Annotated in this window: 15 protein-coding genes; 6 read left to right on the forward strand and 9 right to left on the reverse strand. The window is 64.6% G+C overall.

From position 1 onward, the window contains the following. Positions 1-11: 11 nt before the first annotated feature. From eboE to M1D74_RS01130, 6 genes are all read right to left on the reverse strand, one after another. The gene (eboE, locus tag M1D74_RS01105) at positions 12-1,136 is read right to left on the reverse strand and encodes a metabolite traffic protein EboE (RefSeq protein ID WP_458116201.1); all 1,125 of its coding nucleotides are present in this window, start codon (positions 1,134-1,136) and stop codon (positions 12-14) included. Continuing rightward, the gene (locus M1D74_RS01110; protein ID WP_309072156.1) at positions 1,136-2,014 is read right to left on the reverse strand and encodes a TatD family hydrolase; all 879 of its coding nucleotides are present in this window, start codon (positions 2,012-2,014) and stop codon (positions 1,136-1,138) included. Before M1D74_RS01110 ends, eboE begins: the two co-directional genes overlap by 1 nt. 12 nt (positions 2,015-2,026) lie before the next feature. After that, a complete protein-coding gene (locus M1D74_RS01115) occupies positions 2,027-3,529 on the reverse strand; it encodes an EboA domain-containing protein (RefSeq protein ID WP_458116202.1) in 1,503 nt (500 codons plus the stop codon). Further along, on the reverse strand, positions 3,526-4,419 hold the full coding sequence (locus M1D74_RS01120) for an SCO3242 family prenyltransferase (RefSeq protein ID WP_309124366.1): 894 nt from the start codon (positions 4,417-4,419) through the stop codon (positions 3,526-3,528). Before M1D74_RS01120 ends, M1D74_RS01115 begins: the two co-directional genes overlap by 4 nt. Further along, positions 4,416-5,666: an inositol-3-phosphate synthase gene (locus tag M1D74_RS01125; protein WP_458116203.1), complete on the reverse strand. Its 1,251-nt coding sequence runs from the start codon at positions 5,664-5,666 to the stop codon at positions 4,416-4,418. The genes M1D74_RS01120 and M1D74_RS01125 overlap by 4 nt, the downstream gene beginning before the upstream one ends. Before the next feature lie 77 nt (positions 5,667-5,743). After that, entirely contained in the window at positions 5,744-6,697 is a 954-nt protein-coding gene (locus tag M1D74_RS01130) for a sugar phosphate isomerase/epimerase family protein (RefSeq protein WP_458116204.1), read from the reverse strand. A 384-nt stretch (positions 6,698-7,081) separates the two neighbouring features. On the opposite strand from M1D74_RS01130, the gene M1D74_RS01135 reads away from it, so the two are divergent. The 5 genes from M1D74_RS01135 (at position 7,082) to M1D74_RS01155 (ending at position 12,118) form a co-directional block, all read left to right on the forward strand. Continuing rightward, the gene (locus M1D74_RS01135) at positions 7,082-8,290 is read left to right on the forward strand and encodes an ROK family protein (RefSeq protein WP_458116205.1); all 1,209 of its coding nucleotides are present in this window, start codon (positions 7,082-7,084) and stop codon (positions 8,288-8,290) included. Positions 8,291-8,740: 450 nt separating this feature from the next. Next, complete coding sequence (locus tag M1D74_RS01140) at positions 8,741-9,682, forward strand: sugar phosphate isomerase/epimerase family protein (RefSeq protein ID WP_458116206.1); 942 nt, start codon at positions 8,741-8,743, stop codon at positions 9,680-9,682. A 158-nt stretch (positions 9,683-9,840) separates the two neighbouring features. Beyond that, positions 9,841-10,404, forward strand: coding sequence for an orotate phosphoribosyltransferase (pyrE, locus tag M1D74_RS01145; RefSeq protein ID WP_309070694.1), 564 nt, complete (start codon positions 9,841-9,843; stop codon positions 10,402-10,404). Further along, the gene (locus M1D74_RS01150) at positions 10,404-11,399 is read left to right on the forward strand and encodes a thioesterase domain-containing protein (protein WP_458116207.1); all 996 of its coding nucleotides are present in this window, start codon (positions 10,404-10,406) and stop codon (positions 11,397-11,399) included. Before pyrE ends, M1D74_RS01150 begins: the two co-directional genes overlap by 1 nt. Positions 11,400-11,473: 74 nt before the next feature. Continuing rightward, on the forward strand, positions 11,474-12,118 hold the full coding sequence (locus tag M1D74_RS01155) for a UdgX family uracil-DNA binding protein (RefSeq protein WP_458116208.1): 645 nt from the start codon (positions 11,474-11,476) through the stop codon (positions 12,116-12,118). Here the strand turns inward: M1D74_RS01155 and M1D74_RS01160 are convergent. Continuing rightward, positions 12,115-12,837 (reverse strand): tyrosine-protein phosphatase, encoded by a 723-nt coding sequence (locus M1D74_RS01160; RefSeq protein WP_458116209.1) that lies wholly within the window; start codon positions 12,835-12,837, stop codon positions 12,115-12,117. The genes M1D74_RS01155 and M1D74_RS01160 overlap by 4 nt on opposite strands. Beyond that, the gene (locus M1D74_RS01165; RefSeq protein WP_309070698.1) at positions 12,837-13,628 is read right to left on the reverse strand and encodes an HAD-IIA family hydrolase; all 792 of its coding nucleotides are present in this window, start codon (positions 13,626-13,628) and stop codon (positions 12,837-12,839) included. Before M1D74_RS01165 ends, M1D74_RS01160 begins: the two co-directional genes overlap by 1 nt. A gap of 67 nt (positions 13,629-13,695) precedes the next feature. Between M1D74_RS01165 and M1D74_RS01170 the strand changes: the two genes are divergently transcribed. Continuing rightward, positions 13,696-14,343 carry a TrmH family RNA methyltransferase gene (locus M1D74_RS01170; protein ID WP_309070699.1) on the forward strand — a complete coding sequence of 216 codons (648 nt, stop codon included), beginning with the start codon at positions 13,696-13,698 and terminating at the stop codon, positions 14,341-14,343. Here M1D74_RS01170 and M1D74_RS01175 read toward each other — a convergent pair. After that, positions 14,340-14,849, reverse strand: coding sequence for a MarR family winged helix-turn-helix transcriptional regulator (locus tag M1D74_RS01175; protein WP_458116210.1), 510 nt, complete (start codon positions 14,847-14,849; stop codon positions 14,340-14,342). The two genes, M1D74_RS01170 and M1D74_RS01175, sit on opposite strands and share 4 nt — an antisense overlap. Positions 14,850-14,854 lie beyond the last annotated feature (5 nt).

The following is a 14,854-nucleotide window of genomic DNA, read 5'->3' on the forward strand; positions in this document are numbered from 1 at the left end:
CTCCTGCAGGGTCAGGTAAGGGACGTTGCCCGGAGGAGGTGGGTCTGTGCCCACGCGATCTCGGCAGCGATTCCCTCCACGATCCCGGCGGGTGGTTCGGGCAGGACGTTCCAGGTGTAGGTCTCGATGTCGAGATGGATCTGTTCGTTATAGGGCAGTCGTCCGACTTCGGCGACCGTTTCCCGCAGAACGTCGGCGGTTGTCTCCAGCGGAGCTGACGGAATGTGGTGGAGCGGAATGTGAAAGTGCACGCGCCAGGGGCTCTCGCCGGGCAGGTAGATCAGCGCTTCTGTCAGGTCGTCGGCGGTGAGTACACCGGATGTTCCGGATTCCCGTACCTGATGGAGATAGCGCGGTTCCGCGAAGGTGGACAGCGCTGCACGCGCGGCAGGGCTGGAAGGGTCGCTGACGTGCAGGGCAGATGACGCCTGGACCTTCACGACCCGCAGGCCGGCTGCATCGATCTGGTCGATGGCTTCCGCCGGGTCCGCGAAGGACACCGCGAGATGGCAGGTGTCCACGCACAGGCCAATGAATTCCGGGTCGATGCCTGAAACCACGCGTGCGCTTAGCCAACCGACCACGTCGGACACTGTGTCAAGCACACACCCGGGCTCCGGTTCCACCGCGATACGGACCGTTCTCCCCGTGCGGTCCCGCAGCTTTCGCAGGCGGGTACTAGCCTCGGCGAGTGCGGTGGAGGCGGCGTCGTCGTCGTGCTGCGTCCAGGGTTCCCGCCAGGCGAGCGGCAAGGTCGAAATTGATCCGGCCACGCCCTCGGGCAGCAGCGCCGCAAGAATCTCGGCGCAGTCCATGGTGTACTCGAGCCTTGCGGCCTCCGCCCAGGTGGGCTTATAGACATCATGCTTGACGACGTCGTTATGGAAGCCGCCGTAGGGAAATGCATTGATCGTATGCAGCTGCAGCCCCTCCGCCGTCAACACCTCACCAAGTGCAGCGAGATCATCGGGGCTGCCGGCCAGCCGGCGCGCCAGCTCCGCGGGAATCCAGAGGCCGACGCCAAGTACATCACGTCCCGCACTGCGGCGGATGGGCCCGGAGTATCCGCGCAGCTGCCGGATGACGCCGTCGAGATCTTCGGCAGGATGGACGTTCGTGCAATAGGAAAGGAGCATCAGACGCGCGCTCCCCTTAGAACGGAATTCCCCTCGAACCCCGCAGCGGCGTCTGGCAGCTCCGCCGCGTCGAAGCCCGGGATGGGGTCGAGGATCAGCTGGCCGCTCTGTCCGTAGAATTCGACGGGGTTGCGCCAGAGGACCTGGTCGACGTCGTCCGCTGTGAAGCCAGCCGCGAGCATCGCCTCTCCGGTGCGGCGGGTCTTCAGGGGATCCGACCGTCCCCAGTCAGCCGCAGAGTTGACCAGAACGCGCTCGGTTCCGTAGCGGCTGAGGATGGCTACCATCCGCTGTTCGTCCATCTTGGTATCCGGATAGATTGAGAAACCCATCCAGGCGCCTGCTTCCTTGACGAGCTCCACGTTGGTCTCGTTGAGGTGGTCGACCACCACCATGCCGGGTGCGACGCCGGATTCCCGGACAACATCGAGTGTCCGGTGAGTGCCCGCGAGCTTTTCCCGATGCGGGGTATGTACCATCACCGGCAGGGAGTACTCACGCGCCAGTTCCAGCTGCCGGCTGAAGGCCTCATCTTCGGCGGGAGTCATGGAGTCATAGCCGATCTCACCGACGGCCACCACCCCCTCCTTCACCAGGTAGCGGGGGAGCTCCTCCAGAACGGGCACGCAGCGGGGATCATTCGCCTCCTTGGGGTTGAGCGCAATGGTGGCGTGGTGCCGGATACCGAATTGCGCTGCGCGAAACCGCTCCCAACCCAGCAGGGAGTCGAAATAGTCGATGAACGAACCCACGTTCGTGCGGGGCTGCCCCAGCCAGAACGCCGGTTCCACCAGCGCGCGTACTCCGCTCGCGTACAGGGCCTCGTAGTCGTTCGTGGTGCGGCTGGTCATGTGGATGTGCGGGTCGAAGATGCGCATGGCTGGCTTCCCTTAAGAAGAGGTGGAGTAGCTGGAGGAGGACCGCAGGAGCAGGTGGACATCATCCGGAATGGAGCGTCCCGCGGCAGTGCGTTCGGCCGCGTAGTCGCTTGCCATTCGGGCAAGTTCGGTGTCTGCACGCTCGTCCAGGTCTGTGACCGCCCGGAGGCTGATCCCCATGAACACCAGCTTCAGCACCGCATGGCGCCAGCTGTGCTGATCCAGATGGGCTGCCGCGAAGGGTCCTACGGCTGCCGCGACCAGGCTGGTTTCATTCGTTCGGAGTGCCTCCTCCGTCAGACGCAACCCCACGCCGACGACGACGCCGGGAGGGGCCGGCGATGCGGTTGCCAGGGCAGACAGTCCCCTCAATACGCCGCGGCGCTCGGACGAGTCGCCGCGGTTGTAGAGCCCGAGCAGGGTTTCGGCGAGTTGGTCCGGCGGCAGGAGCCCGCCGAGTCTGCCGATCAGCTCTCCCCGGGCGTGGTCACTTACAGCACCGAACAGGACACCGGTGGGATCTGTGTCCGGATGAAGCGGCTTCCGACCCACACGGCGGGCCGCAAGGGCGAAGATCCGCGGAAGGCTGGCAGGATCGGCGGCGACCGCCGTCGTGCTTTCTTCCAGCCACCGTTCTCTTTCCTTCATGGCGTGTACTTCCTCCCAGGCGGAACGCAGTGCTCCCATGCTTCGCACCGCGAGGCCTGGACCGTCGTAGGAATGCCGCGGCAGCTCGACGGCGGCAACTCCCCGGTAGTCGAGCTCGGCCAGGGTGGCGAGCGCCGAAGTGAGGTCCACTGTGCCCTCTCCGAAGGGCAGGTGTTCGTGGGCGTGAGGGCGCATGTCGTCGAGCTGGATGTTGGCCAGCAGCGGGCCCGCCTGAAGGAGGGCTCCGCGGACGCCGTCCGGCTCCACCACAACACAGTGGCCAATGTCCACGGTGACGCGCAGATTGTCCGGCTCATCGAGCTCGGCACGGAGGCGCAGCGCGTCGGACACCGTTTCAACGAGCATTCCCGGTTCGGGCTCGACGGCCACCAGCACGTTTCGGCCGCGTGCATATTCCACGATCTCAGCGACCCTGGGAATGAGCCGCTGCCACCCGGTTTCCGGGGAAGCTCCGTCCGGAAGTACGCCGGAGAAGAAGGAGACGCACTCTGCATCCAGAGCGGCCGCGATGTCGACCGCGCGGCAGAGGAACGAGACTCTGGTGGCCGCCTCTTCGTCGACGAGAGCCGGCTTGTGCTTGTGGCGGGGATCAAGCAGGAAGCGCGTGCCTGTTTCGATGACGACGCGCAGCCCTAGCTCCCTAAGCGTCTCCCGCAGCGCCTGCAGTTGCCCGTCAAGGTCCTCGGCGAACGGATCAAGGTGTGGATGTCCCAGGGTCAGCGCTACGGCGCCGTAACCCTGCTCGGCGAGCAGCTCGAGCGCGATGGGGAGGGGATGGTCTGTGAAGCCGTTGGTTCCGTACCCCAGGCTGAAAGGCATCGGGGGCAGCGGTGGCGCTGCTGTCATGACTCGCTGATCCTCCGGCTTCGGGGACCCGAACGCAGGATCTTCCCGCCCAGATCCACCGCCGCCAGGACCGCGGCAGCAGCAGAGTTCCCGTGGCGCAGCGTGAGTGCCGCCTGCAGCGGGATCATCGCGCGAATGCCGGCCTTGGTGGCGACAAGCGCGTTCATCGCGTCCGGATTGCCGGCTGCCCGGAGCTGTGCGGGTGCACACCGGGCGGCGTACGCTGCCACCGCAGCAAGCACGGAAAGGACCCAAGTAGGGCGACCGGCGCCGGCTTTCAGGGCACCGGTGGCTACCGAGCCGGCTAACAGGGCGGTGCCGGCAGCGACCCCGGAGGCCGTCGTCGTCGTTGTTCCGTTGACTTCGCCGCGCGAAAGGAGGGTGACAGCCACCGTGTGGCCACCCATGATGCCCGCAGCGCCAAGGGCAGGGCGAAGATGGGCGGACCCGGCGCCCATGAGGACGTCGAGCGCACGGCAGGAGCCCATGGTGAGTGAGCCGAACACGGGGTGGTTTTTCGCCAGCAGATCATAGGTCCAGATCGAGACGGCGAGGGGCGCTCCCACTGCCAGGGCGCGCCTGCCTCCGCCGACAGCGCTCAAACCCAGCCCGGCAACAGTGAGAGTTGCCGCAGCAGCAAGTGCATTGCGCGCGCGGATCCTCCCGGACGGAATGGGTCGCTCCGGCCGCTCGCGGGAGTCGATCTCCCGGTCGGCATAGTCGTTGAGCGCCATGCCGCCGGCGTAGAGGCAGGCGCTTGCGAGTGGAAGGGCAAATCGCCGGCCGCTGAGCGGGTGCCCTGCGGCAGACCCGCCTGCAAGGGTGTCGCCAAGGACGGTCAGGATGGCCGGTGCACGCACCAGTTCAAGGTAGTTGTGGATCGTGCTCACAGTTGATCGGAGCTCCCTGCGCCGGCGGTGAGCTTAGTGGTGGCCGCTGTTGTCCACTCGACGAGGTTGCGGGTCTGGTATGCGAACGCGTGCTCATCACTGCCCCAGGGATCCTTGAAGAAGAACCCCAGTGCTTCAACGTGACCGTACTCTCCGGCTGCGTGGGCAAGGGCCATCAGACGTGAGAGATCCAGCACCATCGGCGCAGCCAGCATGGAGTCATATGCGCTCCAGGTGGTCTGCAGGGTGAGACGGGAGCCGAGGAATCCCTCAATATTGATGTGATCCCACGCCACCTTTGTTTCACCCAGATCCTGGACGTTATCGATGTGCAGCGGAGTGACAGCGCCTCCGGTCAACTCCTGGAGCCCGCGGTTCTTGGACTGAAGCTTTCCCGAGACCGCCTGCGGGTCGGCGAGGGTCGCTCCGTCACCGCCGCCGAGCAGGTTGGTCCCTGCCCAGGAAAGGACACGGAGCCCTCGGGCGGCGAGCGCGGGAGCAAGGACCGAGCGAAGCCAGGTCTGGCCGGTCTTGCCGTCCTGCCCGGCGGTCGGAACGCGATGGTGCGTGGCAAGCTCACGCAGAGCGGGCACGTTCAGCGCGGTGGAGGGCGTGAAACAGATGTAGGGGGAGCCTGCCAGAATGGCGGCGTAGGCGGCGACCGAACTTGGCGGCAGCACGGCACGGGTCGGATCCTCAAGAGCAGCCAGCAACAGGTCTACGTCAGAATGTTCCGCGATCGGCTCAACCGGCGCCTCGGTGGACGCGACATCCAGGACAATCACGCGGGCCAGCGCGTTGGCTTGCCGGAACTCCGAGATGTCGTGGGCCAGCCGGCGAGCGACGTCGGCCTGTGACTCCGATTGTTGTGCTGGATCGTAACCCGGCCGCACCCGCTGGTCGGCCTCCACAAGCTGTGCGCGGACGGACTCGAACAGGTGCAACGGGAGCATCCCCGATTCAACGAGTGCCTCGGCGCGCTTCGCCATGCCGACACCACTGATGTCATGGCCACCCACCACGAGGTCGCTGAAGTCAGGAAGGGCTACACCTCTGAAGGGCTCCTGTTCGGTTACGCAGCCCGTGGCCGGAGTAAGTCCGGCGGAGATGGCAGCCAGGCCAACTGCGGCGGTCGTTGCCACGGAGCCGCGGGCACCAATGAGCCAGATGCCGGTCTTCCCATAGGGGTAGGACGTTTGTTCCGTGCGTGTAGTGACGCCCGGCGTCCCTTCCGGTGATGTACCCAAGTCGAGGTCCTTTCAAAGTGCAGTAGCGCGAAGTTTCTCCGGGCGGCTCCACGGAGCCGCCCGGAGAAAACTACGCGTCAGAAGGAGTAGCAGGTAAGGAAGTTGAAGCTGTCCTCGGCAAATTCTCGGGTTGCCGGGGCGCCGTCGCGCTCCACCACGTAGTACTTCACCGATCCCTGTGCGGCATCGAGGATAGGTGCCCAGTCGATTTCGCCTTCTCCCACGTCGGTGGGGATGGCCCGCGCGTCACCGTTGAGCAGGCCGTCCTTCACATGCAGGAGCTCGATCCGGTCGCCGTGCTCTTCGATCAGCTGAACGACGTCGATTCCTGCGTCAGCAGCCCAGAGGACATCCAGCTGGAAGGTCACATAGCGCGGGTCGGTGTTCTCGACGAGGATTTCCCAAGCGCTCTTGATCTCACCGGTCTCCGGGTCAGCGAACCGCGTGGTGAATTCGCCCTGATGGTTGTGAACGAAGATCTTGCCGGTGCCGGCCTTCTTCGAGCGCTCGCCCAGCCGGTTGAGAGCATCTGCCGTGGCCAGCGTGTTCTCGAGCGTGCTGATCCCAGGCGATGCAGATCCACCGGAGCCCATGTACTTCTGTCCGATGGTCTTTGCATAGGCGATCGTCGCATCGAACTGTGCCTCGTTCGTGCTGCCGTGCGACGTGGGAGCCTTCAATCCGTATTCACCGAGCAGTTCGGCGAACTGCTCGGCAGTGCGGCCCTCATAGGTCCCACCGAAAGGCTCGACGTTCTTGTATCCGATGTCGCTGAGCTCTGCGAGTACAGCCTCTGTGCCAACTGAACGGGTCCAGCCTGCATAGCTGAACATCTGGATGGAGATCTTGCTCGCAGGGATGCTTCTGCCCGAGCATTCGGAGGCTGAGTTGGCGTTCGATGATGCTGGGGCGGCGACTGCGGGGCCGGTCAAGACAGCTGTTGTTGCGATGGCAAGTGATGCCGCTGCTGCCAGTCTGCGGGTTGATCCCCGACGTGAGCGGGTGCCGCCGGAATGGATGTCCTTGATCAAAGCTTCCTCCTTGAAGTGATGCTGCATCTGATGCCGAGTTCAATCCGTGATCTGTTCCGAGATTCAGTCCGAGCAAATCTGACTCTCCTGCCCCGGGCGGCCTAGTCAGAGAGCAGAAGAGACCTCGATCACAATGAACCTAACACGACTAATGACGACGAACAACGAATGTATCGCTCCTGTCGATATATTGACGTAACCGTATGCAAGTGTTAGATCGATCAGGCCAGAAGCGCTAGTCCTTCAGTATTTGATCTCGACAAAAGCGCTAAACGCCTGTCCTCCCGGCTGGTATTTCTGCCCGCCCGTGATCCCGAAGCCGGGGCGCTGGCGGTGACCACCAGGGCACCCCCGTTTCGTCGAAAGGTGTGCTGTAATTGGTCGATGAGTGACATAAGTAGCTTCAACGGCCTCGGTTCTTCTGGAGCGAGCGAGCTCTTCCAGATCCTGCGAGACGGTCGTCCCCGCACCCGCACAGAGCTCGCGGAGCAGATGGGGCTGGCGCGCTCGACCATTACGCTGCGCATAGAGGCGCTCATGGAGCTTGGGCTCGTCGGTTTCGTCGACGATGCTGTGTCCACCGGTGGCCGCCCCTCATCCCGTATCGCCCTCAAAGCGGGCAGCAAGATTGTGCTTGGCGTTGACATTGGAGCATCACACCTTCGCGTTGCGGTCACGGACCTGACCGGCCATCGCCTGCGAGAGGCTACCCAGACGATCGAGGTGACGCAGGGGCCCGACGTCGTGCTGCATGCCGTCGTCGAGTTGGCAACCGAACTGCTGGAAGATTCTGGGCGGGCGATGACGGACCTCCTGGCCATCGGCATCGGAGTTCCAGGGCCGGTTGAGCACAGGACCGGCAGGCCGATCAATCCCCCGATCATGCCCGGGTGGAACGGATTCGATGTCCCGGGTTACCTGCAGGCGCACTTCCACGTGCCCGTTCTCGTCGACAACGATGTGAACATCATGGCTTTGGGTGAGCGCAACGTCGCCTGGCCCAATGTGGACAACCTCATCTTCGTGAAAGTTGCGACCGGCATCGGTTCGGGCATCGTCTCGAGCGGCATGCTGCAGAGAGGCGCCGACGGCGTCGCCGGCGATATTGGCCACATCCGGGTCCATAACGGCGGCGGCGTTCCCTGCCACTGCGGGAACAAGGACTGCCTGGAAGCGGTGGCGTCAGGGCCGGCGGTCGCCACAAAGCTGCGTGCACTGGGCCTGGAGGCGAACTCGAGTGAAGATGTGGTCCGGCTTGTCGGATCAGGCACCACGGAAGCTGTGCATGCTGTGCGTCAGGCCGGTAGGGATGTGGGCGAGGTGCTCTCCGCCTGCGTGAGCCTGATCAACCCCTCGGTAATCGTCATCGGTGGCTCGATGGCCCTCACGGGCGAACACTTCATCGCGGGGATCCGTGAGGTCGTCTACTCGCGCACGATCCCGCTTGCCACGCAGCACCTGCAGATCGTCCAGTCCAGTTCCGGACTCGACGCGGGCGTCCTCGGCGCCAGCATGCTCGCCATTCACCACGCCATGTCGCCGCAGCGCATTGACGCAATGGTGATGGGCCTGTCCGGATCCATGGCGGGCTAGAAGGTTCTACAGCTGTCGGCGACTTTTGCTTGACAGACAACAAAACCCCAAATTAGTCTCAGATCACACAGCCCGGACGACGGCGACGCTGCCCCTGAGTACGCGCACCGGTATCCGGCCAAGCACGAGAGCTACTACTTTCAGCTTGGATTTCACGTGGGAGCAACACGTGAAATCAGGGAATTCATGACCGTTCCGCCGTGCACAAACGTCGGCGCCGTGACTTCCTGCCACCATCGCGTCTGCGCATGTTGACGGCAACGGTGGAGTGCCGAGCGCGCGGCGAAGACGCTGCGCGTCAAGCAACCAATCGTGGGCGACGCCGTCGTCCGGCCGTCAACGGCGTCTGCCGTGAGTCCCCCAAGTTACCAACCCGCTGCAATGCAGCAGCAGACGCGCTTCCACCAAAGCCGGCGGCGTGCGTCATTTCCTGCCAGAAAGGCAAACAATATGTGCTTCGGATTCAATGCCCCAGGCGCCCTTCGTCGTTCACTGGAAGAGAAGGGCGTCGACCGGCGCAGCTTCCTGAGGGGAGCAATGGCGGCGGGTGTGGGTGTCGGTCTCGCCGGGCTCGGCGGGACGGCTGCCATCGCAGCTCCCGCGGCGAAGGGTGCAGGCCGCCCGGTTCCTCCGGGACTCATCAGCATCCAGCTGTACACGCTGCGTTCGATCATGCGGGGTGAAGGGGTCGATGCTACGCTCGCGACCCTCGCCGACTTCGGTTACACCAAGGTGGAGCTGGCTGGGCTGTACGGACGCACTGCCGAAGCGATGCGGTCGACTCTGGATTCCCTGGGAATCACACCCTCCTCGAGCCACGACGGAATCAGCGCCACTCCCGCGGCGCTGGAGACCAAGATCGCCAATGCTGTGACGTTGGGCCAGACCCACATCAATGTGCCGTTCCTTGTTTCCAACTCGGCGGACGACTGGCGCCGCTGGGCCGACCAGATGAACGCCGAGGCTGCCGTTGCCCGCGAGGCAGGCCTTAAGTACGGCTACCACAACCATGCGCACGAGTTCACCACCGATCTCGGCGGCGGCGTCACGCCGTGGGACATCTTCACCACCCGCCTCGACCCGAAGCTGGTTCACCTCGAGGTTGATCTCTACTGGGCAGTGACCGGCGGCGTCGGAGTGGGCGCAGCAGACCCCATCCAGTTCGCCATCGACACCATCCAGCAGGCTCCCCAGAAGGTGCTGCAGTACCACGTGAAGGACCGTGATACTTCGGGCGGCTTCGCCGACCTGGGTACCGGCACCATCGACTTCGCGCGCATCTTCCGTGCGCACACGCCGAAGGAATTCATCGTCGAGAACGACCAGCCGGACGTCACGCCGCTGCAGACGGCCGAGGTCGGCTACAACTACCTGCGGACGCTCCGCTTCTAAGAGCCGTTCCCCGCACTACCGAAGCGAAAGCCGGGTTGGCACCTTCCATCAGAAGGCGCCCACCCGGCTTTCGCCGTCGTCGGCCTGCGTGGGACCGACGCGGCGGGCGCGTGCTTTGCGAATCGGGTCACCGCTTCGCCCCTACTAAACTGTTGCTCATGACCGATATCCCCTCCGCCCGTGACCGACTCCGCGATCTCATCCTGGAATTGGCGGTGGTAAGGGGAAGAGTAACCCTTTCCAGCGGCAAGGAAGCCGACTACTACATCGACCTACGCAGAGTCACCCTGCACCACGAGGCTTCAGGCCTGGTTGGCGAGGTCATGCTGAAAATGCTCGACGACGCCGGCATCACCTTCCAGAGCGCCGGCGGCCTGACGATGGGCGCTGACCCGGTCGGAACCGCCCTCATGCACGCCGCGGCACGCGACGCACGCGCCATCGACGCCTTCGTAGTCCGCAAGGCCCAAAAGACCTACGGCATGGGCCGCCAGGTGGAGGGTCCGGATGTAGCCGGCCGCGACGTCGTCGTTCTGGAAGACACCTCAACAACCGGTGGGTCCGCCCTGACGGCGGTGGAGGGTGTCCGAAAGGCCGGAGGAAACGTCGTCGCCGTAGCGGTGATCGTGGATCGCGACACCGGTTCCAAGGAACGGATCGAGGCCGAGGCGGGCGTTCCCTACCTCTTCGCGTACAGCAAGGACGAACTCGGTCTGGAGTAATGGCGAACGATCCAGAGCGGCTACTGGAATACGCGCATGGCCTGAAGGGCATGTCGCGCCGGCGGTTCCTCACCGGTTCCGCGCTTGGACTGGCGCTGGCCGCTGACCTCTTCGTCACACGGCAGATCCAGGAAGCCCGCGAGGAGTTCACCATACTTCCGGTGGCGGACGAGTACGCCGACTCCGCTTTCCCCAACGCCCGCTGGATCCTCTTTCCCGGTTACAAGACCAGCTGGGAGGAGGGGGTCTGGATCATGAACTCCCTGCGCCCCGTATTGAGCCGGAGGGCGCGGCTTGCCGTGATGGGCTACTCCAACCGCGGTCTCGACGTGTCCACCATCGTGAGCGCCTTGCGACGGTACGTCCGTACGCAGCAGATCGAGACGCTGTACTTCTACGGCCACAGCTTCGGCGGAATGGTGGCGGTTGAAGTCGCGTCCCGGCTGCGCGAGGTCGGTGTCAACGTACGTTTCATCATGCTCGATTCCAGCCCCCACGACCGGTTCGACGTCATCGACAAGGCAATGTTCGACGGCGTTGTCTACCTCTATGAGGCCGGGTACCGGGTTCCGACGGTACTTCGGGGCGGCTACGAGCTCGCTGAGCGCATCGTGCACAAGAACGAGCGCTCCTGGTCACAGATCCTCGACCAGACTTTAGAGCAGGTCTCGCCGCTGGCTCCATCGAGCGTGCTGATCCAGTCCCAGGCGTCGTACATCTTCCACTTCAACGTCACGCGGTTCAGTCTCGGTGACACGGAGATGGCGTTCATCGGCAACCCCAATGACGGCACGGTCAATTACGCGACGGCGAGACCAGGCTGGGCTTCGGCCTTCCCCGACAATATGGTCTCCGCTGACTCGGTGACGGAAGGGGCGCTGCCGGCGCATGCCAGCCCGCAGTGGAACCCGCTGATCTACCAGGCCGTGGTGCGCGACGTGCAGCAGGACTTCCTTCCACTTCCGCGCGGCGGCAAGACGAAGAGCGTCCGCTGACGGAACAGGCCCGTGCATTCTGAACGGCCGCCTGCCTATAGTTCCCTCAGGTTCACTTTGCCGAGGAGGCTGACGTGGTCGATGAGGAACGTCCCGGTGCTCAGCAGTGGGTGCCGGACAAGGCCGACATAGCCGAGCTTGCCGGCGCTGCCGCCCACTGCCGGGGATGTGAGCTCTACCGGGACGCCACGCAGGTTGTTTTTTCGGCTGGTCCGAGCAGCTCCGGACTGATGCTGGTGGGGGAGCAGCCGGGAGACCAGGAGGACCAGCGCGGACGCCCCTTCGTTGGTCCGGCAGGCCGATTGCTTGCGGAAGCGCTCACCGCCGCATCGATCGAGACGACATCGGTCTACCTCACTAACGCCGTCAAGCACTTCCGTTTCGAACGCCGCGGCAAGGCCCGCATCCACAAGACGCCCGACGTCGGCCACATCACCGCCTGCATGCCGTGGCTGGAAGCTGAACTGAAGACGGTCCGTCCAGCCGTAGTCGTCTGTCTGGGTGCTACCGCCGGGCGGGCCGTGCTGGGCAGGCCCGTGCGGGTGGGCGCCGAACGCGGCACGCTGCTGCCGGGGCCGGAGAAGCTGGCACCGGCGCAGGTGCTGCTCACCACGCATCCCTCCGCGCTGCTTCGACTGCGTAGCTCCAAGGACCGCGCGCCCGCATTCGCCCAGCTCGTCGACGACCTCCAGACGGCGCGGGACGCAGTACGGTCCTAGCTCCGCAGGGATTTCCTCAGCGACCGCAGGTCAGAAGCACTCATTCCCGCGCCGAGCAGGTAGTCGTCCACGGAACCGTGGTCGCGGCGCAGCCCTCTCAGGAAGGTCGCCATCGCTTCCGCCGGCGCGGTAAGGATGACCGGCAGGTCCTTCGGGACGTCATGCGCGGGCAGCTGACCCGCCCACAATTCTGCGAGCGCGGGCAGAATCTGCGGAAGCGCTCCAGTGGTGTGGGCGTAGTCCTCGATGATCAGCTCGTCCTCCACCCCTGCAACCAGAAGTACGACGGCGGTGACCACCCCGGTGCGGTCCTTGCCTGCCGCGCAGTGCACCAGTGTGGTGCGGCCATCAATGATGGGCCGCAGCGCAGCGAGTACCGCGCCCGGCCGCGCGGTCAGCCAGCTGAGGTAGTAGTTACCAAGGTCCTCCGGCGTCTTCAGGCGCAGGGTGGCGGTGGGGTCCGCCTCGGACGGGTCAAGGGGCGCGGCCACCACATCGATGCCGGCGTCATGTGCAACCTGCCAGGGGACCCGGCCGGCCTCGCGTTCACTGCGCAGGTCAACGATGGTCTCAATGCCCTGGCGGTGGAGGAAGTCCATCGTGGCCTCGGCGTCCCATCCGAAGGGCTGGCTGGAACGGAACACCCTGCCCTGCACCGGCGCGTGGGGACTGGCCGCCGTGAGCTCGGCGATGTCCCGCAGGTTGAGGATGCCGGTCATCAGATCTGCTCGATGAGGTCCTGTACGGAGTCCACAATCTGGGCCGGGCGGAACGGATAGGCATCGATATCGGCCCGTTGGGTGATTCCCGTCAGCACCAGAACGGTATGCAGCCCAGCCTCCATTCCCGCGATGATGTCGGTGTCCATGCGGTCGCCGACCATCGCCGTGGTTTCCGAATGCGCGTCGATCTGGTTCATGGCCGAACGGAACATCATGGGGTTCGGCTTGCCAACGATGTAGGGCTCGCGGTTGGTTGCCGCTGTGATGAGAGCCGCTATTGCGCCGGTGGCGGGCAGCGGTCCCTCCTTCGACGGGCCGGTTGTGTCCGGGTTCGTGGCGATGAACCGTGCCCCGTCGATAATGAGGCGGATGGCCTTGGTGATCGCTTCGAACGAGTACGTGCGCGTCTCGCCGAGCACCACGTAGTCCGGATTCTGGTCGGTGAGGACAAAGCCCGCCTCGTGTAACGCCGTCGTCAGTCCGGCCTCGCCGATGACGTAGGCGCGGCCCGCGTTAGGAGAAGACCGCAGTTGGTCCCGCAGGAACTGCGCAGTGGCTAGGGCCGAGGTCCATAGGTTTTCCTCCGGAACCTCAAGCCCGGAGGCCTTCAGCCGGGCGGCGAGGTCACGCGGGGTGTAGATGGAGTTGTTTGTGAGGACCAGGAACCTGCGGGAGGTCGCTACCCAGCGGTCGATCAGCTCGGCGGCTCCGGGGATGGCCTGGTTTTCATGAACAAGGACACCATCCATGTCAGTCAGCCAGCACTCAATGTGTTCGTTTTCGCGCATTCGCTTCTTCCGTGACGGCAGGACAGGGCATAAATCTCGGGTCAGTCTTTCACCTTAGTCTTGAGGGGTGAAAGAAACCGTGGATAACCCGTCGGCACCGGTGGGCGTTGGGCCCTGGGAAGGTGTCTGGCCGTCGGGTCCCCAGTGGGACCCGGAACTGCTGGCCCACGGGGATGCCCGCAACGTCGTTGACGAGTACCGGTACTGGCGGCACGACGCAATTGTGGCCGACCTCGATTCCAAGAGGCACGAATTCCATGTCGCCATCGAGAACTGGCAGCACGACCTCAATATCGGCTCTGTTGTCCGGACGGCCAACGCCTTCCTCGCCCGTGAGGTCCACATCATCGGACGACGCCGGTGGAACCGGCGCGGCGCGATGGTCACCGACCGCTACCAGCACGTCCGCCACCATCCCACAGTCGAGGAATTCGTCGAGTGGGCCGAGTCGGCCGGCCTCAGGGTGATCGGTATCGACAACTTCCCCGACTCGGTTCCGCTGGAGACGTACGAGTTGCCCCGTAACTGTGTCCTCGTCTTCGGTCAGGAGGGGCCGGGGCTCACGCCCGAAGTGCATGCCGCCGCAGATGCCACACTGTCCATCGCACAGTTCGGCTCCACGCGGTCAATCAATGCGTCCGCTGCCGCAGCTATCGCCATGCACGGCTGGGTACGCCGTCATGTGTTCGGACAGTCGGTGGTCCCTGGGAGCTAGCCCCGGTGTCCGGCATCGATCGTGTCGAGGGCCTCGCGCATGCGCCTGAGGAAATCGACGACGACGGCGGCATCTTCGGGGGAAAGGGTCGTGGCCACTTCCATCATCCTTCTGTGCATGTCGCCCATGGTCTGGCGCACTTCGCAGTCGGATTCCGTGGTCGCCTCCAGCACCAGTGCCCGGCGGTCCCGTGGGTGGGGCTTTCGACGGACGTGCCCGGTCCGGGCGAGGCGGTCGACCAGGGTCGTCGTCGACGCCGAGGAGATGCCGAGCTTGGCCGCCAGCTCCTTGGGACTGACCTCGTGTCCGTCCTTTTGCGCCTCAAAGAGATAGCGCAGCGCCTGTAGATCGGTTTCGTTTATGCCCATTGATGAGCGGGTGCGACGGCGCATTGCAGTCTCTGCGGCCCGATAGTCCCGAAGGGCGTTGAGCACGTTCATTCCTTCTGCTGTCTGCCCATACCAGTAGCCCGGGGGAGTGGGAAGGGCCTGCGGACTGGTGCTCATGATGC

It is taken from the genome of Arthrobacter sp. D2-10, assembly GCF_054161285.1.

What these genes read in the sequence shown, in the direction of transcription:
- eboE (WP_458116201.1), bottom strand. Translation starts at nt 1,136, where the DNA reads ATGCTCCTTTCCTATTGCACGAACGTCCATCCTGCCGAAGATCTCGAC.
- M1D74_RS01110 (WP_309072156.1), bottom strand. Translation starts at nt 2,014, where the DNA reads ATGCGCATCTTCGACCCGCACATCCACATGACCAGCCGCACCACGAAC.
- M1D74_RS01115 (WP_458116202.1), bottom strand. Translation starts at nt 3,529, where the DNA reads ATGACAGCAGCGCCACCGCTGCCCCCGATGCCTTTCAGCCTGGGGTAC.
- M1D74_RS01135 (WP_458116205.1), top strand. Translation starts at nt 7,082, where the DNA reads ATGAGTGACATAAGTAGCTTCAACGGCCTCGGTTCTTCTGGAGCGAGC.
- M1D74_RS01140 (WP_458116206.1), top strand. Translation starts at nt 8,741, where the DNA reads ATGTGCTTCGGATTCAATGCCCCAGGCGCCCTTCGTCGTTCACTGGAA.
- pyrE (WP_309070694.1), top strand. Translation starts at nt 9,841, where the DNA reads ATGACCGATATCCCCTCCGCCCGTGACCGACTCCGCGATCTCATCCTG.
- M1D74_RS01150 (WP_458116207.1), top strand. Translation starts at nt 10,404, where the DNA reads ATGGCGAACGATCCAGAGCGGCTACTGGAATACGCGCATGGCCTGAAG.
- M1D74_RS01160 (WP_458116209.1), bottom strand. Translation starts at nt 12,837, where the DNA reads ATGACCGGCATCCTCAACCTGCGGGACATCGCCGAGCTCACGGCGGCC.
- M1D74_RS01165 (WP_309070698.1), bottom strand. Translation starts at nt 13,628, where the DNA reads ATGCGCGAAAACGAACACATTGAGTGCTGGCTGACTGACATGGATGGT.
- M1D74_RS01175 (WP_458116210.1), bottom strand. Translation starts at nt 14,849, where the DNA reads ATGAGCACCAGTCCGCAGGCCCTTCCCACTCCCCCGGGCTACTGGTAT.